Raw genomic sequence first — 26778 nt, 5'->3', positions numbered from 1 at the left:
GACAATCGGGAGGGCCAACGTGTCGGCGGGCCGCCGGCATGGCCACACGCGAGAGATCGGGCTCCGCGCCCACACCACCAACATGACCACCGTCGAAATCGAAGCGACCGCTGATGTCGAACAGGCGCAGGCGTCCCTGTGGGACCTGTTCAAGGTCGTCGCCAGCATTTCGGCGGTCTCGTGGGGCGGGCTGTCGATGATGGCGCAGCTCGAACGCCACTACGTGGAACGGCTGCGGCGCATCGAGCCCAACGTATTCGGCGATCTCGTCGCGCTTGCCTGGCTGGTGCCGGGTCCCGTCGGCTGCAACGTGGCGGTGCAGGTCGGCCAGATCCTGCACGGCCGCGCCGGCGCGTGGGTCGCCGGCATCGCCAGCGTGCTGCCGTTCTCCATCCTGATGACGCTGTTCGCGATCTTCTATCGCACGCCGCTCGTGCGCTCGCTGGCCGCGCCGATGCTGATCAATCACTTCGGGATGGTGCTCGCCGCGCTGATCGGCGTCACGTGGGCCAAGCAGCTGCGCTCGCTCGCGCGCACACGGCGCGAACAACTGATCGCCGCGCTGTCGACGATTCTGCTCGCTTTCGCGCATAATGCGGCCGCCTTCGTCGGGATTCTCTTCGCAGCATTCGCGGCGGGCTGGCTGACCGGGCCGCCGCAACGCGACGCCGTCGATTTCACGCTGTCGACCCGCGACCGCAACCTGCTCGTGCTGCTCGGCGTGCTCGTCACGCTGTTCGCGGTGCCGCTGCCCGGCGATTACCAGGCGACGCTGCTGTGGCCTCGCCTCGCCGGCGCCGGCATGACGCTGTTCGGCGGCGGCTTTTCCGCGCTGCCCGTGCTCAAGACGCTGTTCGTCACGCCCGCAACGGGCATCTCCGATCACGACTTCACGCTTGCGTTCGCCCTGTCCCCTGTCTCGCCGGGACCGCTGCTGAACGTCGTGCCGTTTCTCGGCTACCTGACCGACGGCTGGGTCGGCGCGCTGCTCGCGACGGCCGCGCTGTTCATTCCGTCGGGGTGCCTCGTCGTGTTTGCGCAGAACCACCTGTTCCGGCTCAAGCGCCATTCGCGCTTCGAGCACGGGATGCGCCTGCTGCGTGCCGCGACGACGGGTTTTCTGGTCGTCGCCGTCGTGAGGATCCTGTACCGCGAACCGGCCGACCCCGTTTACTGGCTGACGGGCGCCTTCGCGACGCTGTGCTTTGCGCGCTTCAAGATGCCCGTCTATGCCGTGTACGGCACGGTCGCGGTTGCATGCGGCGTGTGGCTGGTGGCCGGCGCGCGCTGACGGGCGACCGCCGCCGCCCCGCCGGTTGTGCTACCGGTATTCGCCCCTGTCGCCCCTCTCGCCCGTCCTGTTCGTCCTCAACCTGCCTGCACCGCGACCCGGCGCGCCATCCAGCGGGCGCGCAGCGCGTCGTACGCGAGGTTGAAGCAGAACGTGTAAGGCAGGAAGAACAGCACGATGCCGAGGTCGAGCAGCAGCGCCTCGACGAGGCTCACGTTCAGCCACCACGCGGCTACCGGCACCACCATCGCGACGAGGCCGAGCTCGAACATGACCGCATGCGCGATCCGCATGCCGAGCGTGCGCGTCAATCCCGCCCGCCGCTCGAAGCGGTCGAACAGCGTGTTGAACGCCATGTTCCACGCCATCGCGATCAGCGACACCATCACCGTCAGCACGCCGACGTGCGCCACCGGCATGTCGAGCAGCCACGCGCCGATCGGCGCGCACAGCGCGATCGCAACCAGTTCGAACGTCAGTGCATGCAGCAGCCGTTCCGTCACCGTTTTGTTGACCTGTTTCATGATGCCCTCCGATTCGTGTACTTCACTGATGGCAGCCATTTTGATCGGCGAAACCGTATGAATCCAGTTTGATATCATCGGTTTTACCGATATATCGCCATCCGGAGCGCCGCATGCGCCACACACCCGAAGCCCTGCTCGCATTCGCCGAAGCCGCCTCGCTCGGCTCGTTCACGGCCGCTGCGCGCAAGCTCGGCAAGCGCCAGTCGACCGTGTCGGAGGCGATCGCGAACCTCGAGATCGATCTCGGCGTGCAGTTGTTCGACCGCTCGACGCGCGCGCCGACGCTGACCGACGCCGGGCGCGCACTGTTGCCGCAAGTGCAGCGCGCGCTCGAAGCCGGCGCGGCGATCGACCGCATGGCCGCGCGGCTGGCGCGTGGCGAAGAAGCGCGGCTGACGCTGGTCGTGTCCGATACGTACCAGTCGAAGCGCTACGAGGAAACGTTGATGGCGCTCGAACAGCGCTTTCCGGCGCTCGAGCTCGAATGCCAGATCGCCGAGCACGAGGACGTGCTCGACCTGATCCAGCAGGGGCGCGCGCAGCTCGGGCTGATGGCCGCGCGGGCGAGCTACCCGGCCGATATCGGCGCGGCGACGATCGCGGAGGAGTCGGAGATCGGGCTGTTCGTCGGCCGCACGCACGCGCTCGCCGACTACGGCGACGCCGACGTGCCGCACGCCGCGCTGCGCGACGTGCGCGAACTGCGCCTCAATACCTATGTGAAAACGGAAGGCCGCGGCGCCGACGACCGGATCGTCGTCGGCACGCAGCACTGGCTGGCACCGAGCTACCTGATGCTGCTGGAGATGGCCGTGCTGGGCTTCGGCTGGGCCGAACTGCCGCGCTGGATGGTCGACCACTTTGCGCGCGATCGCCTGTGCGAGCTGCGCGCACGCGGCTGGCCGCGCCGCGTACGGGTCGATGCGGTCTGGTCGCGCAACCGGCCGCTCGGCCCGGTCGGCTCATGGCTGCTCGATGCGATGCTGGCCGCGTAACGGCGCTTGCCGGTGCGCCGGCGGCTGGACGCGGGCCGGCGGGCCCCGGTCGATCAGAACCCGCGCGACAACACCGCCGCGCCGATCGTGACGACACCGAGCACGAGGTTCACGAGGACGAGCAAGCGCACCGTATTCACCGCGCGTGCGCCGTCCGGCCACTTCTGCGCCTGCACGGCACGGCGGATGCGCGGGAACAGCGCGAACCGGATATGCCCGAAGATCAGCATCATCACGACGCCGAGCCCGGCCATCGCGTGCAGCGACCAGGTCGCATGCGCGCCGCCGAATTCCACGAGCAGGAAGCCGCCGGACAGCAGGATCACGATCACGGAACCCGAAACCCAGTTGAAGAAGCGGCCGAACACGCCTTCGATCAGCGGCAACCGAAGCTGCGGCGACAGGTCGGACAGCGCCGGACGCAGGCAGAAGTTGGCGAAGACCATCCCGCCCACCCACACGGCGACGGCCAGCAGATGAAGAAACAGCGCGACGGAGACAGCATGGGACATGACGGCGATCCTGTGAGGAGTTGGGTGCGGCGAACGGCCGCGTCGTACGCGGCTCAAGCGACGTTCGACCGGATTGTCGCCGCACGGTTCAGACCCCAGGCGCGATTTCACACTATTTTGCAAGTTCCGCGCGACATCGCCACGCTTGCTTACCCGAATCCCCCCGCCAAAAGAAAGGTTCAACGCGGAATTCCGGGGAACGCGGCGCGGATCTTGAGGAAGAAATACTCCTCGTCGCGATACCCATAAGCCCTGCGCTTGATAACCTTGATGGTGTTGTTGATGCCTTCGACAACGCTGGTATTGAGCGGATGGCGGCAGCGGGTCACGATCCCGTGCCAGTAGCCCTGCAAGCGCTCGGCGAACTTTTGCAGGGCGGCGATCCCGCTTTGCTGAGCCTGTTCGAACCATTGCCCCCAAGCCTTGCCCGCCCAGGCTGGCTTTCGGTAGAACCAGAGCCGTTTGAGCTCGTCGCGTAGCACGTAGACGCATAACAGCGACTGATTGGCGGCCAGCAACTCCTTCAACTGCACGGCCTGTTCTGGCTTCAGATTGTGCCGGTTGCGCAGTAACAGCCAGCGGCTGGACTTCAGAACCTTCCGGGCCGGCTTGTCATGCCGGAGTTGATTGGCCTGATCCACACGTACCCGGTCGATCACTTCGCGGCCGTACTTGGCCACGACGTGGTACAGGTCAAAGACGATTTCCGCTTGCGGGCAATGCTCCTTGATCTCCAGCTCATAGGCCGTGGTCATGTCGATGGCGACCGCTTCGATGCGCTCGGCGACACCTTCAGGCAACTGTTCGAAGAAGGTTCGAGCCGTTTCGCGCGAGCGTCCAGGGCCCACCCAGAGCACTTGTCGGCCGATCGGATCGACTACCACCGTGGCGTAGCGATGGCCCTTATGCAGCGCAAACTCGTCCATCGCCAGATAGCGGATCGTCGACCAGTCCGGCTCGGCCACGCGCGCCCGCAGGCGCATCTTGTCGATCGATTTGACCGTGTGCCAGCCCAGGTCGTAGAAGGCCGCCACAGCCTGCACGCTGGCGGCCTGCAGCAGCTTCTCGCACGCCTTGGCGAAGCGCTCCGTCACTCGCTGGTAGCGGCCCAGCCACGCCAGCTTCTCCAGTCGAGGACCACCGCAGTGTTCGCACCAGACCCGGCGACGAGGCACATGCAACACCACCCGGTATTCGAACAGCGGCAGATCACGCACTCGGCGAACCGTCGTCTCGTGGATCTGCTGGCAGCGTGCACCGCATTGCTCGCAGTACATGACCTTGCTGACCGGCTTCAGATACAGCGATAGCGTGCGGCCTTCGCCTTCCGGCCATTCCACACGCTCTAACCGATAACCCGTCCAGCAACCCAGTGCCTGAAGCGCCTTGCGATCGAGCAATTCTTCCTCCTGACCTCCTTAAAGTCAGGCGTCAGGTTACGCAATCGCTCTCAAACCCTCCACGATTTTCCGCGATGAACCAAAAGAAAAGACCGCACGCCCGCCGAAGCGGAGGTGCGGCCTTCGATCGCGGCCGAGCCGGACGATCGAACGTGCGCAGCGTCAGCCGAGTAGCGGACGCAGTTCGCTGACGACCTTGAGCTTCGTGTCCGGCGCGCGGCCCTTGCGTGCGCGCTTGCCGACGTGCGGCGCCAGCCCCGCATACGACAGCGTCTCGTCCATCGCCTTGCCGCCGCGGCCGGTGCCGATCAGCACGACGCCCGCCGGATCGATCGCGAGCGCCTGAACGAGCGTTTCCTTGTCGTCGAGCGCCATCAGGATCACGCCGCGCCCGCCGCCGGACAGCGTCTTCATCTCGTCCATCCCGAACACGAGCAGCCGGCCGCCGCTCGACAGGCACGCAACCTGCGTTGCATGCGGCAGCACCGGCATCGGCGCGAGCGGCACCGCGCCTGCGTCGATCGTCATGAATGCCTTACCGGCCTTCACGCGGCTCACCATGTCGCCGACCTTCGCGAGGAAGCCGAAGCCGTTGCTCGACGCGAGCAGCAGTTGCTGGTCGGCCGGCGCCGCGAAGTAATGCATCAGGTGCGAGCCCGATTCGAGCTCGATCAGCGACGTGACGGGCACGCCGTCGCCGCGCCCGCCCGGCAGCACCGACACGTCCACCGAGTACACGCGCCCGCTGCTGCCCCATGCGATCAGGCGGTCGGGCGTGCGGCACTGGAACGCCGCGTACAGGTGGTCGCCCGCCTTGAACGTGAAGCCGGCCGGGTCGAGCCCGTGGCCCTTCAATGCGCGCACCCAGCCCTTCTGCGACACGACGACCGTCACCGGTTCGTCGACCACCTTCGCCTCGAACGTCGCGCGCTTTTCCTGCTGGATCAGCGTACGGCGATCGTCGCCGTACTGCTTTGCGTCGGCCTCGATCTCCTTGATCATCAGCCGCTTCATCGCGCTTTCGTTCGCGAGCAGTTCCTCGAGCTTCGCCTTTTCGTCGCGCAGCGCTTCGAGTTCCTTCTCGATCTTGATCTTCTCGAGACGCGCGAGCTGGCGCAGGCGGATTTCGAGAATGTCTTCCGCCTGCCGTTCGCTGAGGCCGAACGCGCTCATCAGCGCGGCCTTCGGCTCGTCCGACTCGCGGATGATGCGGATCACCTCGTCGATGTTCAGGAAGACGATCATCCGCCCTTCGAGGATGTGGATGCGGTCGTCGACCTTCGCGAGACGATGGCGCGTGCGCCGCGTCATCGTCAGCTGGCGGAACTTCACCCATTCGTCGAGGATCGTCAGCAGCCCCTTCTGGCCCGGCCGGCCGTCGGCGCCGATCATCACGAGGTTCAGCGTCGCGTTCGATTCGAGGCTCGTATACGCGAGCAGCGTATTCACGAATTCCGTCTGGTCGATCGTGCGCGACTTCGGCTCGAACACGAGCCGCACCGCCGCTTCCTTGCCCGACTCGTCGCGCACTGCGTCGAGCAGGTCGAGCATCGCCTTCTTCGTGTTGAGCTGCTCGGGCGTGAGCGTCTTCTTGCCGAGCTTGAGCTTCGGGTTCGTCAGCTCCTCGATTTCCTCGAGCACCTTCTGGCCCGACGTGCTCGGCGGCAGCTCGGTGACGACGAGCTGCCACTGGCCGCGCGCAAGCTCCTCGATCTTCCATTTCGCGCGCACCTTCAGGCTGCCGCGGCCGGTTTCATAGGCCGCCGCGATTTCCGTGTCGCTCGAGATGATCTGGCCGCCGCCCGGGAAATCCGGGCCGGGAATCAGGTTCATCAGCTCCGCGTGCGTGAGCTTCGGATTGCGGATCAGCGCGACCGCCGCCGCCGCGACTTCGCGCAGGTTGTGCGAAGGGATTTCGGTCGCAAGACCGACTGCGATGCCCGACGCGCCGTTCAGCAGCACGAACGGCATGCGGCTCGGCAGCGTCTTCGGCTCCTCGAACGAGCCGTCGTAGTTCGGCATGAAGTCGACCGTGCCCTGGTCGATCTCGTCGAGCAGCAGCTTCGCGATCGGCGTGAGGCGTGCTTCGGTGTATCGCATCGCCGCCGCGCCGTCGCCGTCGCGCGAGCCGAAGTTGCCCTGCCCGTCGATCAGCGGGTAGCGCAGCGAGAAATCCTGCGCGAGACGCACCAGTGCGTCGTACGCCGACTGGTCGCCGTGCGGGTGGTATTTACCGAGCACGTCGCCGACCACGCGCGCCGACTTCACCGGCTTCGCGTCCGGGCCGAGGCCCATTTCGTTCATCGCGTAGAGAATCCGGCGCTGCACCGGCTTCTGGCCGTCGCAGACGTCGGGCAGCGCGCGGCTCTTCACGACGCTGACCGCGTAGCTGAGATACGCCTGCTCCGCGTAGTTGCCGAGCGTCAGCGCTTCGGCGTCCGGTGCATCGGAACCGGCGAAGAGATCGGAAGTGTTGTCGTCCATCTGAATTCCGTATTCGTAAGTGGCGTGAGGCCGGGCCGGGTGTCATCCCCGGCCGCGCGGGCGCTCGGCTTAGATATCCGCTTCGACGTCGTTGCCCTTTTCCTCGAGCCAGCCGCGCCGCGCGGCTGCCTCGCCCTTGCCCATCAGCATCGTCATGCGCGCGACGGTCGCCTCGTAGTCGAGCTCGCCGAGCTTCACCGGCATCAGGCGGCGCGTGTCGGGGTTCATCGTCGTATCCCACAGCTGCTCGGCGCTCATTTCGCCGAGACCCTTGAAGCGGCTGATGCTCCATTGCGTCTCGCGCACGCCGTCCTTGCGCAGCTTGTCGAGGATCGCTTCGAGTTCGCCGTCGTCGAGCGCGTAGAGCTTCTGCGCGGGCTTCTTGCCGCGCGCGGGCGCATCGACGCGGAACAGCGGCGGACGCGCGACGTACACGTGGCCGCGCTCGATCAGTTGCGGGAAATGCTTGAAGAACAGCGTGAGCAGCAGCACCTGGATGTGCGAGCCGTCGACGTCCGCGTCCGACAGGATGCAGATCTTGCCGTAGCGCAGGTTCGACAGGTCGACGGTGTCGTCCGGGCTGTGCGGATCGACGCCGATCGCGACCGAGATGTCGTGCACCTCGTTGTTCGCGAACAGGCGGTCGCGCTCGGTTTCCCAGGTATTCAGCACCTTGCCGCGCAGCGGCAGGATCGCCTGGTATTCCTTGTCGCGGCCCATCTTCGCGGAGCCGCCCGCCGAGTCGCCCTCGACGAGGAACAGTTCGTTGCGCGCGATATCTTCCGTCTCGCAGTCGGTCAGCTTGCCGGGCAGCACCGCGACGCCCGAGCTCTTGCGCTTCTCGACCTTCTGGCCCGCGCGCGTGCGCGCCTGCGCCTGCTTGATCACGAGTTCGGCGAGCTTCTTGCCGTGCTCGACGTGCTGGTTCAGCCACAGCTCCAGTGCCGGACGCGAGAACGACGACACGAGCTTCACTGCGTCGCGGCTGTTCAGGCGTTCCTTGATCTGCCCCTGGAACTGCGGATCGAGCACTTTCGCGGACAGCACGAATGACACGCGCGCAAACACGTCTTCCGCGAGCAGTTTCACGCCCTTCGGCTGCAGGTTGTGCAGTTCGACGAAGCTTTTGACCGCCTGGTAGAGACCGTCGCGCAGGCCGGATTCGTGTGTGCCGCCGGCCGGCGTCGGGATCAGGTTCACGTACGACTCACGCACGAGCGAGCCTTCCTCGCTCCATGCGACGACCCACGACGCGCCCTCGCCTTCGGCGAAGGTGTCGTCGCCCGAACGCGAATCGGCGAAACGCTCGCCTTCGAACAGCGGGATCAGCAGCTCGCTGCCGTTCATTTCGTCGAGCAGGTAGCCGCGCAGGCCGTCCTCATATTTCCACGTCTGGCGCTCGCCGGTCTTCTCGTTGACGAGCACGACCTCGACGCCCGGCAGCAGCACGGCCTTCGAGCGCAGCAGGCGCTGCAGTTCGCCGAGCGGGAGGTTCGGCGAATCGAAATACTTCGGATTCGGCCACACCTGCACGCGCGTGCCGGACTTCTTCTCGCCGCGGCCCGCGCCTTGGGTCGCGAGCGGCTTCACCACATCGCCGTCGGCAAAGCCGAGTTCCGCGATCTTGCCGTCGCGCCAGACCGTCACGTCGAGGCGCGTCGCCAGTGCGTTCGTCACCGACACGCCGACACCGTGCAGGCCGCCCGAGAACGTATAGGCGCCACCCGCGGCCTTGTCGAACTTGCCGCCCGCGTGCAGGCGCGTGAATACGATCTCCACGACCGGCACACCCTCTTCCGGGTGCATGCCGAACGGGATGCCGCGGCCGTCGTCCTCGACAGATACCGACTGGTCGGCATGCAGCGTGACCGTGATCTGCTTGCCGTAGCCGCCAAGCGCCTCGTCGGACGCGTTGTCGATCACTTCCTGGATGATGTGCAGCGGATTCTCGGTACGGGTGTACATGCCGGGGCGCTGCTTGACCGGCTCGAGACCCTTGAGCACCTTGATCGATGCTTCGCTATAGGCCGCGCTGGGTTTCTTCGTTGACATAGGCGCTGAATTTCGTCATTCATCGGGACGTTGTCCACACCTCGTGTGGATAACGTCGTGGACAAAACGTTGAGTTCCGTAAAAAAGCGAATCGAAACAACGGTGTGCTTGGACTGCTCCGAAAGCGGGCGCGCGGCGTGCGCTGCGCTGCCCGGGACGCGCGGTATTTTACTGGTTCCGCGTGGCACGCCAATCGCGCAATCGCGCGCGGCGGCCGCCGGCCGCGCGACGCGACAAGCGTTTTACGCGGGCTTGCGCTTCGCCTCGAGCGTTTCCCACCGTTCGAGCGCGGCGAGCAATTCGTCGTCGATCGCCGCGAACCGCTCGGTCAGGCGCGTGCCTTCCTGCGGATCCTTCGCGAAAATCGAACCGTCTTCGAGCTGCGCATTGATCGTCTTCTGCTCCTCTTCGAGCGCGGCAATCTTCTCCGGCAGCGAATCGAGCTCGCGCTGCTCGTTGAACGACAGCTTCACCGTGCGTTGCGCATTGCGGCCCGCAGCACTTTTCGCCGCCTCTTCCTTGACGGGCGCCGCCTCCTTGACCGCGCGCTTTGCCGCTTCCTGCTGCGCGAGCTGATCCGCACGCGCACTCTGGATCTGCCAGTCGGTGAAGCCACCGACATATTCGCGCCACTTGCCGTCACCCTCGGCCGCGATCACCGACGTCACGACGTTGTCGAGGAACGCGCGATCGTGGCTGACGAGCAGCACCGTGCCGTCGTAGTCGGCCAGCAGCTCCTCGAGCAATTCGAGCGTCGGGATGTCGAGGTCGTTGGTCGGTTCGTCGAGCACCAGCACGTTGGCCGGACGCGCGAACAGGCGCGCGAGCAGCAGCCGGTTGCGCTCGCCGCCCGACAGCGACTTCACCGGCGAACGCGCGCGTTCCGGCGCGAACAGGAAATCGCCGAGATAGCTCATCACGTGCTTGCGCACGCCACCGATCTCGACCCATTCGCTGCCGGGGCTGATCGTATCCGCGAGGCTCTTTTCCTGGTCGAGCTGCGCACGCATCTGGTCGAAATACGCGACCTGCAGGTTCGTGCCGGTGCGCACCGTGCCTTCGTCGGGCTTCAGTTCGCCGAGAATCAGCTTGAGCAAAGTCGTCTTGCCGGCGCCGTTCGGGCCGATGAAGCCGATCTTGTCGCCGCGCATCACCGTCGTCGAGAAGCGGTCGACAACCGTGCGGCCGCCATAGCGCTTTGTCACGTCGGTCAGCTCCGCGACGATCTTGCCGGACTTCTCGCCCTGCGCGACGTCGAGCTTCACGTTGCCCTGTGCATTGCGGCGCTCCGCGCGCTCGTTGCGCATCTGTACGAGCCGCGCGATGCGCCCGACGCTGCGCGTACGGCGTGCTTCGACGCCCTTGCGGATCCACACTTCCTCCTGCGCGAGCAGCTTGTCGAACTTCTCGTTTTCCACGCGCTCGATTTCGAGCTGCTGCGCCTTGCGCGTCTGGTACGCGGAGAAATTTCCCGGGTACGACAGCAGCCGGCCGCGATCGAGATCGACGATGCGCGTCGCGACGCGGTCGAGGAACGCGCGATCGTGCGTGATGAACAGCAGGCCCGCGCGCTGCGCGACAAGCAGCTCTTCCAGCCAGCGGATGCCGTCGAAGTCGAGGTGGTTGGTCGGTTCGTCGAGCAGCAGCACGTCGGGCTGCAGCACCAGCGCGCGCGCCAGCGCGACGCGCTTCTGCATCCCGCCCGACAGCGCGTCGACCGGCGCGTCGACGTCCGCCAGGCCGATCTGCGCGAGCGTCATCGACACGCGCGTGCGCCAGCTCCACGCGTCGTGCGCATCGAGCGACGACTGCAGCGCGTTCATCCGCGCGAGCAACGCATCGTGCTCGGCGCCTTCGGGGATATCCGCCAAGCGGTGCGCGATCGAATCGTATTCTTCGAGCAGTTCGCGCGTGTGCGCCAACCCCGATGCCACTGCGTCGAACACCGTCGCGCCCGGCTCGAATTCAGGCTCCTGCGGCACATAGACGGTCACGAGCTCCTGCTGACGCGTGACCAGCCCGTCGTCGGGCTTCGCGAGCCCGGCGACGATCTTCAACAGCGACGACTTGCCCGCGCCGTTGCGGCCGATCAGGCCGACGCGCTCGCCGGCTTCCAGCGAGAAATCCGCGTGATCGAGCAACGCGACGTGACCGAACGCGAGCTGCGCGCCGGAAATGGAATAGAGCGACATGGGGAGACGGCGATGAGAGAAATCGGAAGCGCCCATTGTACCGGTCGCGGGCGACGCCACCGGTATGGCCGGACGGATAAGCCCGGCAAACGGGTTGAGGGGCGGGCTGGAACGCGCTTTCGACGGCTGGCAGGCAGTGTCCAGCGAAGCGCGTCGATGCGATGCGCATGGTACACCGGGTGCGCCCGGCTTCCGGTCGCGGACGCCGGCCTCGGGTTCCGGGCAAAAGGCCCGCGTCGGCCGGATGCCCGCGGCCGGCCGATCGATCATGCCGCGCCGGACGCCCAAGGCGCCCGTACGCGGCGCACGCGCTTACTTCACATTGATCGAGATCGTCGAGCTCATTTCGGGGCCGTACGACCGGTGCATGCCGTCGCCGAACTGTAGCGTCAGCGTATGCTGGCCGGGCGGCAGCTTGATATCGGTTTCGGTCTGCGCCTTGCCGAAGTGCAGCGAACGTTGGTTCGCGGGAATCACGTCGCCCTTCGGGACCGGCTGGCTGTCGATCAGCAGGTGATGATGGCCGGTATTCGGCGTCATGTCGCCGGCCGGTCGAAGTTCCATCCCTTCGACCCCGAACTTCACGTGCACCGGGTTCGACACCGTCGCGCCCTCGCTCGGCGCTTCGAAATACACGCGCGCCTCGGCCCGCGCCATCGTCGACACGGCCATCGCCGCCACACACACCGCACCCGCGATCCACTTTCTGTTCAGCATCGTATTCTCCTTATGATTGGACAGCCCGGGAAGCATACACCGCACGCAGGGCATATGTGCTTCGGTTGCGTTGTTCGCGATGCGTACGTTTAACACGACGTTGCGGAGCCGTTCGGCGAAATTCCGGTACCATTGCGCCTTTCGTCCGCCGGCCAGGCCGCGGACGGCATCACCGGATTTCCATTTTTCCCGAGCGCTACATGAGCGAAGTAACCGAATACCAGAGCTGGGTCTGCCTGATTTGCGGGTGGGTCTATAACGAAGCGGAAGGGCTGCCCGACGAAGGCATCGCACCCGGCACCCGTTTCGCCGACATTCCCGCCGACTGGCGCTGTCCGCTGTGCGACGTGGGCAAGGAAGATTTTGTTGTCGTCGATTTCTGATTCGCCGACGCTCTGATTTTCCGGTCGCGGCCGATTGCGCGATCACGCGCGTCGGCGTGCATTCCGCCCCGCCGACGCGCCGCGTGTTTGCTATACTCTGCGCGCTGTCCACACCGCCGTCCGGTTCGCGTGTTTTGCGATCGCCCGGACTTGGCTCTCCCCGTAGTTCAATGGATAGAACAAGCGCCTCCTAAGCGCTAGATACAGGTTCGATTCCTGTCGGGGGGACCAGTCATGCTCCAAACCATCCCCAAGATTCACAAGACATCCCCCGCCGAAACCCGTCTGGCGGACCTCCAGTTCTCATCGCTACCCAAGGTTGTTCAGTGACAGCCGGAGAAAGCGTTGGTGTTTTTGTTGGTATCGGCCGATACCAACAACACAGATACCAGCAATGCCTCTCACTGACGTGCAGGTACGGAACGCGAAGAGCGGATCAACATCCTCCTCGCGACCTCGCTTAATTCGCCTCACTGCCGGCAATGGGCGGGGCGCGTCGATGTTGGACTGCCCCCAGCTTACTCGTCGAACGGCCCGGCTTCAAAGGTGGCCACTCCGTCGGCATACTCTCGCACCCATATATCGCGGTGATCTTCGCCAGAGCCCTTTACTCCGAACGACGTATGCGGGAGGCATGAAGCCAACTTGTCGAACAGCATGACGATCGCCATGCTGTTCAGAAAGAAGAGAGTTGAAGTTGGTAGAGCCGAACCACATGCCTCGGTGAGGTTGGTCAATACGTCGTGGCTTAGCGAATATTCATCAAGAAACTTCAAGAGTTCGTCGCGGACGCTGGCAACATTCAACGGCTCGCCATCGAACGGATGAACCCAAACCTGAGTGTGAAAGCTCATTTGAACTTACTCCGTTACTTTTCTCATTCAAGCACTGGCTCTTCACGGTGTGCAGAGTGCATCGTGATTGTTGACGATCTAGCGCCCGTTGTCGATCGGCCGAGTTTGGCCTTTCGTGGGCAGCTTAACCGCCTCCGGAAGCTTATAGCACCACCTGTTACGTTCTCGAGGTTGGCGTCCGGCGACATTGCCGCAATCTGTCATCTCCGCCCCGTTGACAGACCGCGCTTCGTTTAAGGCGTAACAGTATGGATATGCCCTCCCTTGTCGCGCGCCTCCCAACGATTTTTCAGAGTTGGCACCGCACTGCCTGGCCACTGCATTTCGGTATGAATATGACCCCCTGGGGTGTCGCGGCTAGAGAGAAAACGCGGGTGTGAGCCCCCGCGTCTTTGCCCTAGACGCAGAGTCCCCGCTTTCCGGCCGCGCTAACACTTGCGGCCGGCGCAACAACGCCCGATCGGGGCGCATCGCGGCCCCCCTCGAAAACACGTTGTCGACGCCCCTCGAATCCCGGAGAGCATTGCCCCGTTTGGCTTTGCGGTCGACGCAGACGGTCGTCGCCTGTCCGCTTAGTGCAACACGAGTTGGAGATTTGGAGATAAACGCCCGAATCGACCGCAAAGCCTTGTGGGGTAAGGCTTCGCGTGTCTCCAAACGATTTGGAGAACGCTGGAGATACTGGAGATAAACCGGGCTGGAATGTTACGGCTGCGGCAAGGTTCGTGTTGCGTCGGTCCAATAGGGGGTTGATGTCGCCCGCACCGGTTCGCCCACTCCGCGTCACTGCCAGCGATGGGAGTGGGCGTCCGTTGTCACTGAATATGAAACGTAGCGGCGATTACATGTCGCTCGAAATAGACGTACAAAACAAGCAAAGCCAACCCCGTAGCAACACCTGCGACACGCTGCGTCGTGACTTTCCTAGGCGCGGGCGAAATGTCCGCCACGTTTCGCCGCTCCATATGGCGATTCGCGGCGTACAGCACCGCCGCTAGTGCAGCCGCCCTGACAACTGCGCTCAAAATTGTCATGCATCCCCAGATTTATCCGCTTCGTCTTGTCCGTTGCCGACTGACGATTCTTTGTGCAAAGGCAACCCAATTTTCTTGTTACGCGCGTTTGCGGTGATCGCACTCAGATTGTGGACGATTTTCGTAACGGTGTCGAAGACCTCCAACGGGTCGAACGCGAACGACGAGTCCGCTGCCCCTTCAGGGTTATGCCCCGTGCTGCGCACCTCCCACCGTTTTTTCAGAGTTGCCACCACACTACCCCCCCTGCATTTCGGTACGAATATGCCCCCTTGGGCGCGCCGGGAGTAGGAAAAAATCGCGTACGGGCCCCGCGTCTTTACCCTAAACGAAGGCCCCCCGCTTTCCGGCGGCCCTGACGCTTGCGGCCGGCGCAACAATGCACGACCGACGCGCATCGCGGCCCCCTCCAAAACAGGTTGCCGACGCCCCCCGAATTCAAAGAGTCGCGCCCCGTCTGGCTTTGCGGTCGACGCCTGTCTGCTTAATGCAGAACGAGGTGGAGACTTGGAGATAAACGCCTGAATCGGCCGCAAAGCCTTGTGGGGACCAGCCATCCTGGCCTTCATCCACTTCCCCATGATCAAGCACCGCAACGACGGCGCCGAAAGCGCCCGACGTCGAAGCAGATCGGGAAGCCTCGGCAGCCAACCTGCACGCCCTATCGTCACGCTTGATGAAGGTGAAGCGCAGATTCATTCGACGCAAAGCACCAATCGATTGACTCCCCACATCAGCCCTAGTACACTTCGCGCCGCGGGGTGGAGCAGTCTGGCAGCTCGTCGGGCTCATAACCCGAAGGTCATAGGTTCAAATCCTATCCCCGCAACCAATACCGAAGCCCGCTCTGCGAAAGCAAGCGGGCTTTTTGCTTTCCGCATGCCCCGTTGCGTGTGCTCTGACTGGCTGCACCGCGCACAAATTGCAGAACATTCAGCCCCCGGCGTCTCCTGCGACACACGATCGCACCCCGTCCGATCGCTTCTGCCTCTCACGCATACATTGCGTAGAATTCCGAACCTTCTTCAGCACCCGGACTCCCGCAATGATTCGAGCGATCGCGGCACTCGCCGCGCTTTCAGCGATGACCGGCACGGCAAACGCCGCCGACACCTTCACCGCGCCCGCGAAGCAACGCTATGTCAGACCTGGCATCGCCAACATCACGAACGCAGCAGCACCGCACGCTGAAACCTCCTCCCCCAACTCACGCTGCCGTGAACTGGCCGCCGGCATCGACGCCGTCACGCATGCCCCCGACCGAGGCCAGAAGGTCGTGCGCGGGATGGGCCGGGACGGCAAGCCGCGCAACGAGCTGCGCGCTTACGACAAGCGCGCCGATCTCGAAACCGAGCATCACCGGCTCGGCTGCCGATAACGAACGCAACGCCACCCGGTCGAAAAATCACGCCGGCTGCCTGGTCGTGCTCTCAGCGCAACACCCGGCCGAGCGTTCCGACACGGTTCGGCAGACGCTGATCGCGATACGCGAGCGCACGGTGGAGAATCTGCGCGAGCGCCTCAGCCAAGGTGTCGCGACCGGCGAAATCGCGGCGCAAGCTAACCTCGACGCGATCGCGCGGTACTACGTGACGGTCCAGCAGGGGATGCCGATTCAGGCGCGCGACGGTGCAAGCCGTCGCGATCTGGAGGCCGTCGCGCAAGCCGCGCTGGCAGCGCGGCCAGCGCTCGTCGATACGCACGGCACGTAACGGCAGGACGTCGCGGCCGCGCCGTAACGTTACTGCTTCGCCGCGTGCTGCACGTCCTTCGACGCATGCCACACGCGATAGCGCACCTCGAAGCCATCCGGCACATAGACGACGAGCGGCAGGCGGCTGTTGTAGCGCAGCAGCTGGCCGTCACCGCGCACCTGCACGAACCGTTGCTGCGGCGCCTGGCCCGGGCACGCCATCAGCGTCGATGCCGGCCCTTTCACGTCGGTGAGCTGGTAGTACGTGTAGCCCCAGCCCTTCACGTCCTCGGCGGTCAGCTCGCCGCCGAACCACTGCTGGTTGCAGTCGGTCTGCAGCATCTTGCCGATCATCAGCTCCACGCGCGCATCGCCTTCGTTCTCGAGTGCGGGCAGCGCGATCACGACGCGCTGCTGGCCGGCCGCTGCCTGCGGAAACATCTTGATCGACTCGGCCGGCACGGCGGGCGCCGAAGCAGGCCCGGCCACGCAGGCGGCGGCAGTCGTCACGCAGAAGGCGGCCAGCACGGCCCGGATCGCGAATTTCATCGATGTACTCCTGAAAAACAAATGAGCCCCGGATGCTAACACTTTCGTCGCAATACCTTACGGCACTGTAATTTGACGACACAATTGCAAACAGCTGGCAATCCCCTTGCGCGGTACTTATAGGGGAACCAACGGAGAACATCATGCTGAAGCTCATTGCCGCCGCCGGCGTCGCCACCCTGCTGGCCGGCTGCGTCGTCGCCCCGGATGCCGGATACGGCTACGGGCAGCCCTACTATTCCGCGCCGGGCTACGCGTACGCCCCGTCGCCGGTGTACGGCACGGTCAATATCTGGGGCGGTGGCGGCGGACGCGACTGGGATCGTGGCCGGCGCGATTACCATCGCTGGGACGGCGATCGTGGCAACCGCAGCAACGGCTGGGGGCACGGCGGCGGACACCGCGGCGACTGGAACGATGGCGGCGGAGGCGGAGGCGGCGGCCATCGCCACTGACCCATGCATTTGCAACCGTTTGTATCCGCACTCCGCGCGTCAGGATGACCGACGCGTCACGCAGACGAACGGACGGCCGCGCAAAAAGCGAAGGCCCTCGCATGAAGCGAGGGCCTTTTGTCGTCCGGTGCCGCGAAGCGAACGGCGGCGGCGCCGACCGTTCGCGCTTCGCGCGGCCGCCTTGCTTACCAGCCGGCCGGCTGCGCGTAGCCGCCCGATACGGGCGCGCCGCACACATACGCGCGCTGGTAGCGGTCGTAGCAATAGTTCGGGCCGTCGTCCTGATACTGCGCCTGCTGGTAGGTCGGATACGCAGGCTGCTGGTACGCGGGTGCCTGGTAGTACGTCGGCGGCTGATAGGCCGGTGCCTGGTACGCAGGCGCCTGGTATGCAACGGGCGGATTCATCGCGGACGTCACGATCGCGCCCAGCACCGCACCGCCGATCAAGGCGTCGATGACGGCGCCACCGTCGCGACCATGTGCGGACGCCGGACCTGCCACGGCAAGCGAACCGGCGAGGACACACACTGCGGCAATTTTTTTCATGATGGACTCCCACGCGAAGTGGTACTGGATGCGATGCATTGTGGCGGCTTGCGGCCGTAATAGATGCAGCAAGTGGTAACGCGCGATTACCGGTATCACGCACATCGAAATGCGCCGGCGCCGTGCTACGATTTTCGGCATACAGGAGACGCCGTCATGCAGCCCGAAACCGCCCGCCGTTTCGATACCGAATTCGCCCCGCGCATCGCACAGGCGATCGCCGCCTTCTTCGCCGATCACGTGCTGACCGACGTCGTCCCGTATGGCGGCCACGGGCACCCGACGTGCGTGCAGATCCGCAGCGCACCGCACGAGCATGTCAGCGGCTTCGAGCATCCGCTGAACCTCGAGCTGACTTGGGACACCGACGAAATCGAGCGGCTGATGGAGCCGGACGGCCCGCAACGCTTCGAGCACTATCTGGCCGCGCTGCCGAAAAAGCTGGGCGCCTGGCAAGGCGCGCGCGACATCGATCTCCTGTCGCGCACACAGGCCGACCCGCTCGTGCGGCTCGGCGGCCTCGACTTCGAAGGCTGAGTGCCGGCGTCGCGCCATGCGGCCCGGTGATACACTCGACCGGCCCGCTCCAGCGCAGTTGCGCCGGCCGGGCTGCTCCTCGCCGCCTCCACCCTTTTCGCATGGTTGCGCACGCAACCGGCAACCGGGCGCGCGGACAACCACGCATCTGCTCCCGCCATGAACGCCGATACCGGCCTGCCGCTTCCGCAACGCTACTGGGCGATCGTCTGCGTCGCACTGGGCATCACGCTCGCCGTGCTCGACGGCGCCATCGCGAACGTCGCGCTGCCGACGATCGCGCACGACCTGCACGCATCCGACGCCGCGTCGATCTGGATCGTCAACGCGTACCAGCTCGCGGTCACGATCACGCTGCTGCCGCTCGCATCGCTCGGCGAGCGCATCGGATATCGGCGCATCTACATCGCGGGGCTCGCGCTGTTCACCGCGGCGTCGCTCGGCTGCGCGCTCGCGGGCTCACTGCCGATGCTGGCCGTGATGCGCGTGATCCAGGGCTTCGGCGCGGCCGGCATCATGAGCGTCAACGCGGCGCTCGTACGGATGATCTACCCGTCGTCGATGCTCGGGCGCGGGCTGTCGATCAACGCGATGGTGGTGGCGCTATCGTCGGCGATCGGGCCGACGGTCGCGTCCGCGATCCTGTCGTTCGCATCGTGGCCGTGGCTGTTCGCGGTCAACGTGCCGATCGGCATCGCCGCGGTACTCGGCAGCCTGCGCGCGCTGCCGGCCAACCCGCTGCACGATGCGCCGTACGATTTCCCGAGCGCGCTGATGAACGCGTGCGTGTTCGGGCTGCTGATCACGGCCGTGGACGGGCTCGGCCACGGCGAAGGCCATGCGTACGTCGCGGCCGAGCTGGCCGTCGCGTTCGTCGTCGGCTACTTCTTCGTGAAGCGCCAGCTGTCGCAGCCGGCGCCTCTGCTGCCGGTCGACCTGATGCGCATCCCGATGTTCGCGCTGTCGGTCTATACGTCGATGGCGTCGTTTACGTCGCAGATGCTCGCGTTCGTCGCGCTGCCGTTCTGGCTGCAGAATTCGCTCGGCTTCTCGCAGGTCGAGACGGGCCTGTACATGACGCCGTGGCCGCTCGTGATCGTGTTCGCCGCGCCGCTCGCGGGCGTGCTGTCGGATCGCTATTCAGCCGGCATCCTTGGCGGGATCGGGCTCGCGCTATTCGCGGCCGGGCTGTTATCGCTCGCGACGATCGGCGCGCACCCGGGCACCGTCGATATCGTGTGGCGGATGGCGCTGTGCGGTGCGGGCTTCGGGTTGTTCCAGTCGCCGAACAACCGCGCGATGCTGTCGTCGGCGCCGCGCGAGCGCAGCGGTGGCGCGGGCGGCATGCTGAGCACCGCGCGGCTGACCGGGCAGACGCTTGGCGCCGCGCTCGTCGCATTGATTTTCGGGCTCGCGCCCGATCGCGGGCCGACGACTGCGCTCTATGTCGCCGCGGCATTCGCTGCGGTGGCCGCGGTCGTCAGCATGCTGCGCATCACGTCGCCTCGCCCGGACACGGCGACCTGACGCCGCCACGCACCACGCGCGCGGCCGGGCATCATGCCGCGTCGAGCGCGTCCATTACGAAGCGCACGCGCGCCTGCACGCTGTCGCGCGGCAATTCGATCAGCCGGTAGCCATATGACGTGTAGCACTTGACCATCGCGTCGTAGGTACGCACGGCTTCCGCGAAATCCTGCCGGCGCTCGGTGTCCTGCGCATAGACGTCGGGCCACGGCGGCGCGATGAACACGCGCGGGTGATAGCGGAAACGGCGGGCCGCGGCATGCGCATGCGCGGGCACCGGCAGCCCCGTCAGTCTCAGGTAGCCGACCACGTCCGGCACGCCACGATCGAAGAACACGGGTCCGCGCACGCGGCGCGCGAGATCGTACGAGCGCATCTCCCAGCTCAGCATCAGCTCGGCGAACGCGGCCGGATCGCGCCATGGCAACGCCTGACCGTCGATCGCCATCTGGTCGCGGATCACGCCGCGGCCCGCTTCCTGCGAGCGCGCAAAACCGGCGTGCTCGAGCGCATCGAGCAACGTGCTCTTGCCCGAACCCGGGCCACCGGTCACGACGAAGAAGCGGTGTACGGCGTCTTCGCTCGCGTCGGCGGCGGCGCCGGGCTCCTGCATGAAATCACGCATGCGCAACCCGCCGGCCCGCGCGCCGCGTGACCGACGCGGCGGCCGCAACGCTGCGCAAGTCGGCAACGAACGTATCGCGCCAGACCGACAGGTCGTTCTCGCGCAGCCGGGCGAGGTTCTCCTCGTGGCGCGCCTGCCGCTCCGCGAGCGGCATCGACAGCGCGCGCTCGAGCGCCTCGGCCATCTGCGACAGGTCGTACGGATTGACGAGAAGCGCGCCGGTCAACTCCGCTGCCGCGCCCGCGAACTCCGACAGCACGAGCACGCCCGGATCGGCCGGATCCTGCGACGCGACGTACTCCTTCGCGACGAGGTTCATCCCGTCGCGCAACGGCGTCACGTAGCCCACCTGCGACATCCGGAAGAACGCCATCAGCAGGTTGCGCTCGTACTTGCGGTTCAGGTACTGGATCGGTGTCCAGTCGAGCTGCGAGAAGCGGCCGTTGATCCGGCCCGCCTCGCCCTCGAGCGTTTCGCGAATGTCCTGATAGGTCTTCACGTCGGAGCGCGTCGGCGGCGCGATCTGCAGGAGCGACACGCGCCCCTGCCAGCCCGGCGCATTCGCGAGCATCCGCTCGAACGACTGGAAGCGCTCGACCAGCCCCTTCGAGTAATCGAGGCGGTCGACGCTCATCACCAGCTTGCGGCCGTCGAGCGCCTCGCGCAGCATCTTCACCGGCTTGCGCGTACCGTACTGGACGGCCGCCTGCGCGATCGCGTCGGGATGCACGCCGATCGGATAGGCGGCGACCTTCACGACGCGACCGTGCGCGTGCAGCATCCCGTCGTCGCTCGCCGCGCCGATCCCGCGCCGCTCGATGTAGTCGGTAAACGCCTGCTTGTCGGTCTCGGTCTGGAAGCCCGCGACGTCGTACGCGCACATGAACTTCACGAGTTCCTCGTGCGGCGGCACGAGACGCAGCATGTCGGGCGACGGAAACGGAATGTGCAGGAAAAAGCCGATCGGGTTCTTCACGCCGAGCTCGCGCAGGTAATGCGCGAACGGCAACAGGTGATAGTCGTGTACCCAGATCAGGTCGTCGGGGCGCAGCAATGCGGCAAGCTGCTTGGCGAGCATCGCGTTCACGCGGAGATAGCCCGCGTACTCCTGGCGGTCGAAGCGCGCGAGATCGCCGCGGTAATGGAATACCGGCCACAGCGTCGCATTCGAGAAGCCGCGGTAGTACTGGTCGTAGTCGCGTCGGGTCAGCCCGACCGTCGCATAGGTGACGTTGCCGTCCCGCTGGATCGCGGGCTCGGCGTCGGGCGCGCCGACGATCTCGCCGTTCCAGCCGAACCAGACGCCGCCCGTTTCCTTCAGCGCGTCCATCACGCCGACCGCCAGGCCACCCGCGCTCGGGCGTGTGTCCTCGCCGGCGGCGACACGGTTCGATACCACGATCAATCTGCTCATGCGGCTTCCCTCCTCGATTCGATTGGCTGTCGCGCGACGCGCGCCACGGCGGACACGGCTCCTCGAAGGCGGCCGTGCGGCGATTCAGACGTGAGCAATGCAGGTGTGAAAGACAGCGGCCGAGTGCGGCGGCAATGACATCAGGCGTCCTGCTCCTGGCCGAGATCCCGCTGATAGTCGAGCCCTTCCGGACGAGCGCCGCCCTGGTTGTGATCGCCGTCGGACGGCGTCTCGCCGGGCGCGCCGGCAGGCGGTGCCGCTGGCGCGTCGGTCCGCGGACGCGGGTGGTCTGCCGCTGGGTCCGGCGGCCGGGGCGAAAACCGTTTCGAACGACGCATGGCTGGGTGTCTCATGTGCGGCGCGGCCCGAGGCCGTCGGAGAAACATTCCATGACTCAAAAGTCTAGGTCGCTTCCTTGCATGCCAAGGTAACAATTGCCTTCAATTTGTAACGTTTCGACCCCTCTCGATTCATCTGTCCGACAATGGCCCCGCGCGCACGCGCGCGGCCTGCCGTCCGGCGATTTGTCAAAGCTTTGCAATTTTCCTATGACAATTGCGAAACAATGACGCGGCATGACGGCGTGCATGCGACGCCGCTCACCCAGACAGGACTTGCACTCAGGGATGAACAATCGTTTCGAATCGCCGCGCCGGGCCATGCCGGCGCGCGTCGTGATGGCCGTGATCGCCACGGCCGCACTGCTGTCCGGCTGCAACTCGCTGTACAGCGAGGGCGCGACAGCCGGCGCCGGTATCGCGGGCGCCGCGATCGCCTCCAAGGTCACCAGCAACGCCGCCGTCGCGACGGGCATCGGCCTCGGCGCCGTCGCCGGCGCGCGAGCAGGCGTCCAGTACACGCAGCGCGTCGCACACCGCTACACACAGGAACAGATCGCGAAGGCCGCCGGCCCGCTCGACGTAGGCGGCGTCGCGCCGTGGTCGACGCACCACGCGTTCCCGATCGAGGACGACGAGCAGGGTCGCGTGACGGTCAGCCGGATGATCAGCATCGGCCCGCTCGACTGCAAGGAAATCGTGTTCGCGGTCGACACGCCCGCCAAGGGCGACAAGGCTGCGCAATCGGCGTTCTACGTCGCCACGATCTGCCGCGACGGCCCCGTGTGGAAATGGGCGTCGGCCGAACCGGCGACCGAACGCTGGGGCGCGCTGCAATGAGCGTCGCGCTTCGTATCGCGGCCATCGGCGCGCTGTGCGCGGCGACGGCCACGCTGTCGGGCTGCGGGTCGGTCGGCGCGGCGAGCGGCGCACTCGCCGGCGCAGCGACGGGCCTCGTCACCGCGAACCCGGCGGTCGGCGTCGGCGTCGGGATTGCCGTGCAGGCGGCGACCGACGAAGCCGTCAACCGCACGATGAAGCAGCTCCATCAGAACCAGCAGGACGCGATCGCGAAGGTGGCCGGCAGCCTGGCCGTCGGCGATGTGAAGCCGTGGAAGGTGAAGAACACGCTGCCGCTCGAAAACGGCGAAGGCGAAGTGCGCGTCACACGCGCATACGCGTCGGCGCTCGCGATGTGCAAGGAATTCGCGTTCTCGGTGAAGGACGGCGACAAGGCCGACTGGTATTTCGCGAATGCGTGCCAGCAAGGCACGCACTGGAAGTGGGCGTCGGCGGAACCGGCGGTCGACCGGTGGGGGAATCTGCAGTAACCGTGCGATGCGCGGCGCATGACGCGCGGCGGATACACACATGCCGGGCCGTACGGCCCGGCATGTCGATCAGGACTCGACGTCCTCGAGACTGAAAATCTCGGTCTGGTCGTTGTACGAAAAGATCTCGCCATAACGGCCCCAGTCGATCACCGCGTCGAGCGTCTCCTCGGCGGCGCCGTCCGACAGGAAATCCTCCAGCTCCTGCTCGAAGCGCACGCGCGGCGCACGATGGCCCGGGCGCTCGTTCAGCACCTTCTTGATCCGCGCGGCGAGCGGCACGTGCTTCAGCAGGTGATCCGCGAACATCAGCTTGCGCTCCTGCGTGCCGAATTCCGCGAACACGCGCGCGGGCGGCGTCAGGAACACGTCCCCTTCCCGCACGTCCGCGAAACCGAGGTACTGCAGCACTTCGGCGATCGGGAACAGGTCGTCGACCTCGAGGTGCAGCGTGCGCGCGATTTCCGGCATGTCCGCGCGGCCGTGGTACGGCGCCATCGCGAGCGTCTCGATCAGGCCGGCCATCAGGTTGGTCGACACCTGCGGCAGCCAGCTGCCGAGCTCGAGCCCCTTCTTCGTCGCCTCGCCGGTCTGGCGGGCCGTCATCTTCGCGTAGATGTCGTCGACGAGCTTGCGGAACGCCGGGTCGAGCCGGTTGCGCGGATGCTTGAACGGCACCTTGATCTCGGCGATCACGCGGCCCGGGTTCGACGACAGCACGAGGATCCGGTCGCACATGAACACCGCTTCCTCGATGTTGTGCGTGACGATCAGCACCGACTTGATCGGCATGCGGCCCTGCGTCCACAGATCGAGCAGGTCGGTACGCAGCGTCTCGGCCGTCAGCACGTCGAGCGCGGAGAACGGCTCGTCCATCAGCAGGATCGTCGGGTCGACGACGAGCGCGCGCGCAAAGCCCACGCGCTGGCGCATGCCGCCCGACAGTTCGCGCGGGTACGCGTTCTCGAAGCCGTCGAGACCGATCAGGTCGATGGCGGCAAGCGCGCGCTCGCGCCGCTCGCGTGCGCCGACGCCGAGCGCTTCAAGGCCGGCCTCCACGTTCTGCAGCACGGTGAGCCACGGGAACAGCGCGAAAGTCTGGAACACCATCGCGACGCCTTCGGCCGGGCCGCGCAGCGGCTGGCCAAGGTAGGTCACTTCGCCGCCGGTCGGCTCGATCAGCCCGGCGATGATGCGCAGCAGCGTCGACTTGCCCGAGCCGGAACGGCCGAGCAGCCCGACGATCTCGCCTTCGCGCAGCGACAGGTTTGCATCGTCGAGCACGAGCAGCTCGCCCTGCGTCTTGTTGAAGCCGCGACAGACATGATCGACGCGCAGGATTTCCTCACCGAGGCGCGGCGGTTGGTTCGTCTGGACGGGGGCGTTTACAGCATTCGGATTGTGCATCGCGTTTCGCTCTCAATCGGTCTCAGTCGAGCCGCAGCTTCGCTTCGGCGAAAGCATACAGCGGACGCCACAGCAGGCGGTTGAACAGGGTAACGAACAGGGACATCACGGCGATGCCCAGGATGATCTTCGGAAAATCGCCGGCCGCGGTGGTCTGCGCGATATAGGCGCCGAGGCCGTGCGCCTCGATCTTGGTATTGCCCCACTGCACGGCTTCCGACACGATGCTCGCGTTCCAGGCACCGCCCGATGCGGTGATCGCGCCGGTCACGTAGTACGGGAAGATGCCGGGCAGGATCGCTTGCCGCCACCACTGCCAGCCACGGATGCGGAAGTTCGTCGCCGCTTCGCGATAGTCGTTCGGGTAGGACGTCGCGCCGGCAATCACGTTGAACAGGATATACCACTGGGTGCCGAGCACGATCAGCGGCGACAGCCAGATGTCGGGGTTCAGGTGGAAGCGCGCGATCACGATCACGAACACCGGAAACAGCAGGTTCGCCGGGAACGCCGCGAGGAACTGCGCGAGCGGCTGCAGCTTTTCGGCGAGCTTCGGGCGCAGCCCGACCCACACACCGATCGGCACCCAGATCACCGACGCGATCGCGATCAGCACGACCACGCGCAGCAGCGTGATGAGCCCGAGCACAAGCACATGGCCGACGTCGGTCATCGTCACCCCGGTCGACACGAAGCTGATGACGCGCCACACGATATACGCCGTGCCGATCAGCAGGAGTCCCGCCCACGCAATGTCGACCGTGCGCGACGCCTTCTTCTCGACCTTCGGCAGCGAGAAGCGCATCGCACCCGACAGCGGCAGGCGCAGCGGAATCCGCGCGGCCTTCGCGAAGAACCAGCCGGCCGGCACGAGCAGCTGATGAATCAGCCGTGTGCGGCGCACGAGGTCGAGCAGCCAGGACTGCGGTGCATCGCCCGACGCGGTGTTTTCCATCCGGAACTTGTCGGCCCACGCGATGAGCGGGCGGAACAGGAGCTGGTCGTACGCGAGGATCACGACGGTCATCGTGAGGATCACCCAGCCGATCGCACCGAGGTTCTTGTCCGAGATCGCCTGCGCGAGGTACGCGCCGATGCCCGGCAGCGTGATGGTCTGGTTGCCGACGGTGATGGCCTCCGACGCGACGACGAAGAACCAGCCGCCCGACATCGACATCATCATGTTCCAGATCAGGCCCGGCATCGAGAACGGCACTTCGAGCTTCCAGAAGCGCTGCCACGACGTCAGGTGGAAGCCGCGCGACACTTCGTCCAGGTCGCGCGGCACCGTGCGCAGCGACTGGTAGAAGCTGAACGTCATGTTCCACGCCTGGCTCGTGAAGATCGCGAAGATCGCCGCGAGCTCGGCGCCGAGCACGCGGCTCGGGAACAGCGCGAGGAAGAACGTGACCGTGAATGAGATGAAACCGAGCACCGGCACCGACTGCAGGATGTCGAGGATCGGGATCAGCACCATGCCGGCACGCCGGCTTTTCGCGGCGAGCGTACCGTAGATCAGCGTGAACGCAAGCGACGCAACCATCGCGGCGAGCATCCGCAGCGTGGTGCGCAACGCGTATTCGGGCAGGTTCGACGGGTCGAGCGAGATCTTCTGCGTCTGCAGGGTGCCGATCGGCGCCATCGTTTCGTGGAAACCGACGATCGCCATCGCGAGCAGGCAGATGATCAGCGGAAACGCGATGAAATCCCACCGGTTCGGCAGGACGCGCCACGCGGACGCGTTGGCGGTCCGGTTCGGATTGAAGAATCCGACGTCCATCAGGCGCTCTCCCCGGTAAGGCCGAACGAAGCCGGCAGTCGATGTTGATTCATGGCAAAGCGCACGGGTGCGGTAATTCGATTGACTGACGATCGCGCGAGCGCGGGGCGCCGCGCGTGCATGCGCTGCCGCG

General features: G+C 65.7%; 26 protein-coding genes, 2 tRNA genes and 1 pseudogene. 12 read left to right on the top strand and 17 right to left on the bottom strand.

What is annotated here, in order from left to right:
* Nucleotides 1-82: 82 nt before the first annotated feature.
* Nucleotides 83-1291 (top strand): chromate transporter, encoded by a 1209-nt coding sequence (locus tag LGN17_RS23300; RefSeq protein ID WP_226198796.1) that lies wholly within the window; start codon nucleotides 83-85, stop codon nucleotides 1289-1291.
* Between the two features lie 77 nt (nucleotides 1292-1368).
* Here the strand turns inward: LGN17_RS23300 and LGN17_RS23295 are convergent, their stop codons facing one another.
* A complete protein-coding gene (locus LGN17_RS23295) occupies nucleotides 1369-1815 on the bottom strand; it encodes a multidrug/biocide efflux PACE transporter (RefSeq protein WP_226198795.1) in 447 nt (148 codons plus the stop codon).
* Between the two features lie 113 nt (nucleotides 1816-1928).
* On the opposite strand from LGN17_RS23295, the gene LGN17_RS23290 reads away from it, so the two are divergent.
* Nucleotides 1929-2813, top strand: a complete 885-nt coding sequence (locus tag LGN17_RS23290; protein ID WP_226198794.1) for a LysR family transcriptional regulator — start codon at nucleotides 1929-1931, stop codon at nucleotides 2811-2813.
* A gap of 53 nt (nucleotides 2814-2866) precedes the next feature.
* Here LGN17_RS23290 and LGN17_RS23285 read toward each other — a convergent pair whose 3' ends face one another.
* The 6 genes from LGN17_RS23285 to LGN17_RS23260 form a co-directional block, all read right to left on the bottom strand.
* Nucleotides 2867-3325 (bottom strand): CopD family protein, encoded by a 459-nt coding sequence (locus LGN17_RS23285; protein ID WP_085041971.1) that lies wholly within the window; start codon nucleotides 3323-3325, stop codon nucleotides 2867-2869.
* A gap of 179 nt (nucleotides 3326-3504) precedes the next feature.
* Nucleotides 3505-4725, bottom strand: coding sequence for an ISL3 family transposase (locus LGN17_RS23280; RefSeq protein WP_226198793.1), 1221 nt, complete (start codon nucleotides 4723-4725; stop codon nucleotides 3505-3507).
* A 162-nt stretch (nucleotides 4726-4887) separates the two neighbouring features.
* The gene (parC, locus tag LGN17_RS23275; RefSeq protein ID WP_226198792.1) at nucleotides 4888-7209 is read right to left on the bottom strand and encodes a DNA topoisomerase IV subunit A; all 2322 of its coding nucleotides are present in this window, start codon (nucleotides 7207-7209) and stop codon (nucleotides 4888-4890) included.
* A gap of 69 nt (nucleotides 7210-7278) precedes the next feature.
* Entirely contained in the window at nucleotides 7279-9261 is a 1983-nt protein-coding gene (parE, locus tag LGN17_RS23270; protein WP_175951056.1) for a DNA topoisomerase IV subunit B, read from the bottom strand.
* A gap of 242 nt (nucleotides 9262-9503) precedes the next feature.
* Nucleotides 9504-11489, bottom strand: a complete 1986-nt coding sequence (locus tag LGN17_RS23265) for an ATP-binding cassette domain-containing protein (RefSeq protein ID WP_226198791.1) — start codon at nucleotides 11487-11489, stop codon at nucleotides 9504-9506.
* Between the two features lie 276 nt (nucleotides 11490-11765).
* The gene (locus tag LGN17_RS23260; protein ID WP_175951054.1) at nucleotides 11766-12170 is read right to left on the bottom strand and encodes a DUF4399 domain-containing protein; all 405 of its coding nucleotides are present in this window, start codon (nucleotides 12168-12170) and stop codon (nucleotides 11766-11768) included.
* Nucleotides 12171-12370: 200 nt separating this feature from the next.
* Here LGN17_RS23260 and LGN17_RS23255 point away from each other — a divergent pair, with 200 nt between their 5' ends.
* Together LGN17_RS23255 and LGN17_RS23250 are read left to right on the top strand one after the other, a co-directional pair.
* Nucleotides 12371-12553, top strand: coding sequence for a rubredoxin (locus LGN17_RS23255; protein ID WP_006398668.1), 183 nt, complete (start codon nucleotides 12371-12373; stop codon nucleotides 12551-12553).
* 156 nt (nucleotides 12554-12709) lie between these two features.
* A tRNA-Arg gene (locus LGN17_RS23250) sits at nucleotides 12710-12784 on the top strand.
* A 287-nt stretch (nucleotides 12785-13071) separates the two neighbouring features.
* Here the strand turns inward: LGN17_RS23250 and LGN17_RS23245 are convergent.
* The 3 genes from LGN17_RS23245 to LGN17_RS23235 form a co-directional block, all read right to left on the bottom strand.
* Complete coding sequence (locus tag LGN17_RS23245) at nucleotides 13072-13407, bottom strand: hypothetical protein (RefSeq protein ID WP_226198790.1); 336 nt, start codon at nucleotides 13405-13407, stop codon at nucleotides 13072-13074.
* Nucleotides 13408-14437: 1030 nt separating this feature from the next.
* On the bottom strand, nucleotides 14438-14674 hold the full coding sequence (locus LGN17_RS23240; RefSeq protein ID WP_226198789.1) for a hypothetical protein: 237 nt from the start codon (nucleotides 14672-14674) through the stop codon (nucleotides 14438-14440).
* Nucleotides 14675-14879: 205 nt separating this feature from the next.
* Nucleotides 14880-15140 (bottom strand): hypothetical protein, encoded by a 261-nt coding sequence (locus LGN17_RS23235; RefSeq protein ID WP_226198788.1) that lies wholly within the window; start codon nucleotides 15138-15140, stop codon nucleotides 14880-14882.
* A gap of 56 nt (nucleotides 15141-15196) precedes the next feature.
* Between LGN17_RS23235 and LGN17_RS23230 the strand changes: the two genes are divergently transcribed.
* From LGN17_RS23230 to LGN17_RS23220, 3 genes and pseudogenes are all read left to right on the top strand, one after another.
* Nucleotides 15197-15273: transfer RNA gene (locus tag LGN17_RS23230), tRNA-Met, on the top strand.
* Nucleotides 15274-15525: 252 nt separating this feature from the next.
* Nucleotides 15526-15819: a hypothetical protein gene (locus tag LGN17_RS23225; RefSeq protein ID WP_226198868.1), complete on the top strand. Its 294-nt coding sequence runs from the start codon at nucleotides 15526-15528 to the stop codon at nucleotides 15817-15819.
* A gap of 13 nt (nucleotides 15820-15832) precedes the next feature.
* Nucleotides 15833-16153, top strand: a pseudogene (locus LGN17_RS23220) (TetR family transcriptional regulator C-terminal domain-containing protein); the annotation flags it as partial.
* Nucleotides 16154-16182: 29 nt separating this feature from the next.
* Here LGN17_RS23220 and eco read toward each other — a convergent pair.
* Entirely contained in the window at nucleotides 16183-16683 is a 501-nt protein-coding gene (gene eco, locus LGN17_RS23215) for a serine protease inhibitor ecotin (RefSeq protein WP_175971304.1), read from the bottom strand.
* Nucleotides 16684-16826: 143 nt separating this feature from the next.
* On the opposite strand from eco, the gene LGN17_RS23210 reads away from it, so the two are divergent.
* Complete coding sequence (locus tag LGN17_RS23210) at nucleotides 16827-17138, top strand: hypothetical protein (protein ID WP_226198787.1); 312 nt, start codon at nucleotides 16827-16829, stop codon at nucleotides 17136-17138.
* Nucleotides 17139-17323: 185 nt separating this feature from the next.
* Here the strand turns inward: LGN17_RS23210 and LGN17_RS23205 are convergent, their stop codons facing one another.
* Nucleotides 17324-17725 carry a hypothetical protein gene (locus tag LGN17_RS23205; protein ID WP_226198786.1) on the bottom strand — a complete coding sequence of 134 codons (402 nt, stop codon included), beginning with the start codon at nucleotides 17723-17725 and terminating at the stop codon, nucleotides 17324-17326.
* Between the two features lie 117 nt (nucleotides 17726-17842).
* Here LGN17_RS23205 and LGN17_RS23200 point away from each other — a divergent pair, with 117 nt between their 5' ends.
* Entirely contained in the window at nucleotides 17843-18223 is a 381-nt protein-coding gene (locus LGN17_RS23200) for a DUF5594 family protein (RefSeq protein WP_175951049.1), read from the top strand.
* A gap of 159 nt (nucleotides 18224-18382) precedes the next feature.
* Nucleotides 18383-19750 carry an MFS transporter gene (locus tag LGN17_RS23195; RefSeq protein WP_226198785.1) on the top strand — a complete coding sequence of 456 codons (1368 nt, stop codon included), beginning with the start codon at nucleotides 18383-18385 and terminating at the stop codon, nucleotides 19748-19750.
* Nucleotides 19751-19781: 31 nt separating this feature from the next.
* On the opposite strand, the gene LGN17_RS23190 is transcribed toward LGN17_RS23195, so the two are convergent.
* The 3 genes from LGN17_RS23190 to LGN17_RS23180 form a co-directional block, all read right to left on the bottom strand.
* Complete coding sequence (locus LGN17_RS23190; protein ID WP_413227043.1) at nucleotides 19782-20363, bottom strand: AAA family ATPase; 582 nt, start codon at nucleotides 20361-20363, stop codon at nucleotides 19782-19784.
* A 4-nt stretch (nucleotides 20364-20367) separates the two neighbouring features.
* Nucleotides 20368-21789: an alpha,alpha-trehalose-phosphate synthase (UDP-forming) gene (otsA, locus tag LGN17_RS23185; RefSeq protein ID WP_226198783.1), complete on the bottom strand. Its 1422-nt coding sequence runs from the start codon at nucleotides 21787-21789 to the stop codon at nucleotides 20368-20370.
* A gap of 140 nt (nucleotides 21790-21929) precedes the next feature.
* Nucleotides 21930-22127: a hypothetical protein gene (locus LGN17_RS23180; RefSeq protein WP_226198782.1), complete on the bottom strand. Its 198-nt coding sequence runs from the start codon at nucleotides 22125-22127 to the stop codon at nucleotides 21930-21932.
* Nucleotides 22128-22415: 288 nt separating this feature from the next.
* Here LGN17_RS23180 and LGN17_RS23175 point away from each other — a divergent pair, with 288 nt between their 5' ends.
* Nucleotides 22416-22967, top strand: coding sequence for a hypothetical protein (locus LGN17_RS23175; RefSeq protein WP_226198781.1), 552 nt, complete (start codon nucleotides 22416-22418; stop codon nucleotides 22965-22967).
* Entirely contained in the window at nucleotides 22964-23458 is a 495-nt protein-coding gene (locus LGN17_RS23170) for a hypothetical protein (RefSeq protein ID WP_226198780.1), read from the top strand. Before LGN17_RS23175 ends, LGN17_RS23170 begins: the two co-directional genes overlap by 4 nt.
* Before the next feature lie 69 nt (nucleotides 23459-23527).
* Here LGN17_RS23170 and LGN17_RS23165 read toward each other — a convergent pair whose 3' ends face one another.
* Nucleotides 23528-24865 (bottom strand): AAA-associated domain-containing protein, encoded by a 1338-nt coding sequence (locus LGN17_RS23165; RefSeq protein WP_226198779.1) that lies wholly within the window; start codon nucleotides 24863-24865, stop codon nucleotides 23528-23530.
* A gap of 22 nt (nucleotides 24866-24887) precedes the next feature.
* Nucleotides 24888-26645: an ABC transporter permease gene (locus LGN17_RS23160; RefSeq protein ID WP_226198778.1), complete on the bottom strand. Its 1758-nt coding sequence runs from the start codon at nucleotides 26643-26645 to the stop codon at nucleotides 24888-24890.
* Between the last annotated feature and the right edge of the window lie 133 nt (nucleotides 26646-26778).

This window comes from Burkholderia sp. AU30280 (genome assembly GCF_020420125.1).
In the GTDB taxonomy this organism is placed as follows: domain Bacteria; phylum Pseudomonadota; class Gammaproteobacteria; order Burkholderiales; family Burkholderiaceae; genus Burkholderia.
The sequence above is the reverse complement of the archived record's forward strand: the minus strand, read 5'-3'. Positions and strand labels throughout refer to the sequence as shown.

What these genes read in the sequence shown, in the direction of transcription:
- LGN17_RS23265 (WP_226198791.1), bottom strand. Translation starts at nt 11,489, where the DNA reads ATGGGCGCTTCCGATTTCTCTCATCGCCGTCTCCCCATGTCGCTCTAT.
- LGN17_RS23285 (WP_085041971.1), bottom strand. Translation starts at nt 3,325, where the DNA reads ATGTCCCATGCTGTCTCCGTCGCGCTGTTTCTTCATCTGCTGGCCGTC.
- parC (WP_226198792.1), bottom strand. Translation starts at nt 7,209, where the DNA reads ATGGACGACAACACTTCCGATCTCTTCGCCGGTTCCGATGCACCGGAC.
- LGN17_RS23260 (WP_175951054.1), bottom strand. Translation starts at nt 12,170, where the DNA reads ATGCTGAACAGAAAGTGGATCGCGGGTGCGGTGTGTGTGGCGGCGATG.
- LGN17_RS23300 (WP_226198796.1), top strand. Translation starts at nt 83, where the DNA reads ATGACCACCGTCGAAATCGAAGCGACCGCTGATGTCGAACAGGCGCAG.
- LGN17_RS23205 (WP_226198786.1), bottom strand. Translation starts at nt 17,725, where the DNA reads ATGCATCGCATCCAGTACCACTTCGCGTGGGAGTCCATCATGAAAAAA.
- LGN17_RS23290 (WP_226198794.1), top strand. Translation starts at nt 1,929, where the DNA reads ATGCGCCACACACCCGAAGCCCTGCTCGCATTCGCCGAAGCCGCCTCG.
- eco (WP_175971304.1), bottom strand. Translation starts at nt 16,683, where the DNA reads ATGAAATTCGCGATCCGGGCCGTGCTGGCCGCCTTCTGCGTGACGACT.
- LGN17_RS23160 (WP_226198778.1), bottom strand. Translation starts at nt 26,645, where the DNA reads ATGGACGTCGGATTCTTCAATCCGAACCGGACCGCCAACGCGTCCGCG.
- LGN17_RS23245 (WP_226198790.1), bottom strand. Translation starts at nt 13,407, where the DNA reads ATGAGCTTTCACACTCAGGTTTGGGTTCATCCGTTCGATGGCGAGCCG.
- parE (WP_175951056.1), bottom strand. Translation starts at nt 9,261, where the DNA reads ATGTCAACGAAGAAACCCAGCGCGGCCTATAGCGAAGCATCGATCAAG.
- LGN17_RS23200 (WP_175951049.1), top strand. Translation starts at nt 17,843, where the DNA reads ATGCAGCCCGAAACCGCCCGCCGTTTCGATACCGAATTCGCCCCGCGC.
- LGN17_RS23170 (WP_226198780.1), top strand. Translation starts at nt 22,964, where the DNA reads ATGAGCGTCGCGCTTCGTATCGCGGCCATCGGCGCGCTGTGCGCGGCG.
- LGN17_RS23225 (WP_226198868.1), top strand. Translation starts at nt 15,526, where the DNA reads ATGACCGGCACGGCAAACGCCGCCGACACCTTCACCGCGCCCGCGAAG.
- otsA (WP_226198783.1), bottom strand. Translation starts at nt 21,789, where the DNA reads ATGAGCAGATTGATCGTGGTATCGAACCGTGTCGCCGCCGGCGAGGAC.
- LGN17_RS23235 (WP_226198788.1), bottom strand. Translation starts at nt 15,140, where the DNA reads ATGAATCTGCGCTTCACCTTCATCAAGCGTGACGATAGGGCGTGCAGG.
- LGN17_RS23175 (WP_226198781.1), top strand. Translation starts at nt 22,416, where the DNA reads ATGAACAATCGTTTCGAATCGCCGCGCCGGGCCATGCCGGCGCGCGTC.
- LGN17_RS23255 (WP_006398668.1), top strand. Translation starts at nt 12,371, where the DNA reads ATGAGCGAAGTAACCGAATACCAGAGCTGGGTCTGCCTGATTTGCGGG.
- LGN17_RS23295 (WP_226198795.1), bottom strand. Translation starts at nt 1,815, where the DNA reads ATGAAACAGGTCAACAAAACGGTGACGGAACGGCTGCTGCATGCACTG.
- LGN17_RS23195 (WP_226198785.1), top strand. Translation starts at nt 18,383, where the DNA reads ATGAACGCCGATACCGGCCTGCCGCTTCCGCAACGCTACTGGGCGATC.
- LGN17_RS23210 (WP_226198787.1), top strand. Translation starts at nt 16,827, where the DNA reads ATGCTGAAGCTCATTGCCGCCGCCGGCGTCGCCACCCTGCTGGCCGGC.
- LGN17_RS23190 (WP_413227043.1), bottom strand. Translation starts at nt 20,363, where the DNA reads ATGCAGGAGCCCGGCGCCGCCGCCGACGCGAGCGAAGACGCCGTACAC.
- LGN17_RS23180 (WP_226198782.1), bottom strand. Translation starts at nt 22,127, where the DNA reads ATGCGTCGTTCGAAACGGTTTTCGCCCCGGCCGCCGGACCCAGCGGCA.
- LGN17_RS23165 (WP_226198779.1), bottom strand. Translation starts at nt 24,865, where the DNA reads ATGCACAATCCGAATGCTGTAAACGCCCCCGTCCAGACGAACCAACCG.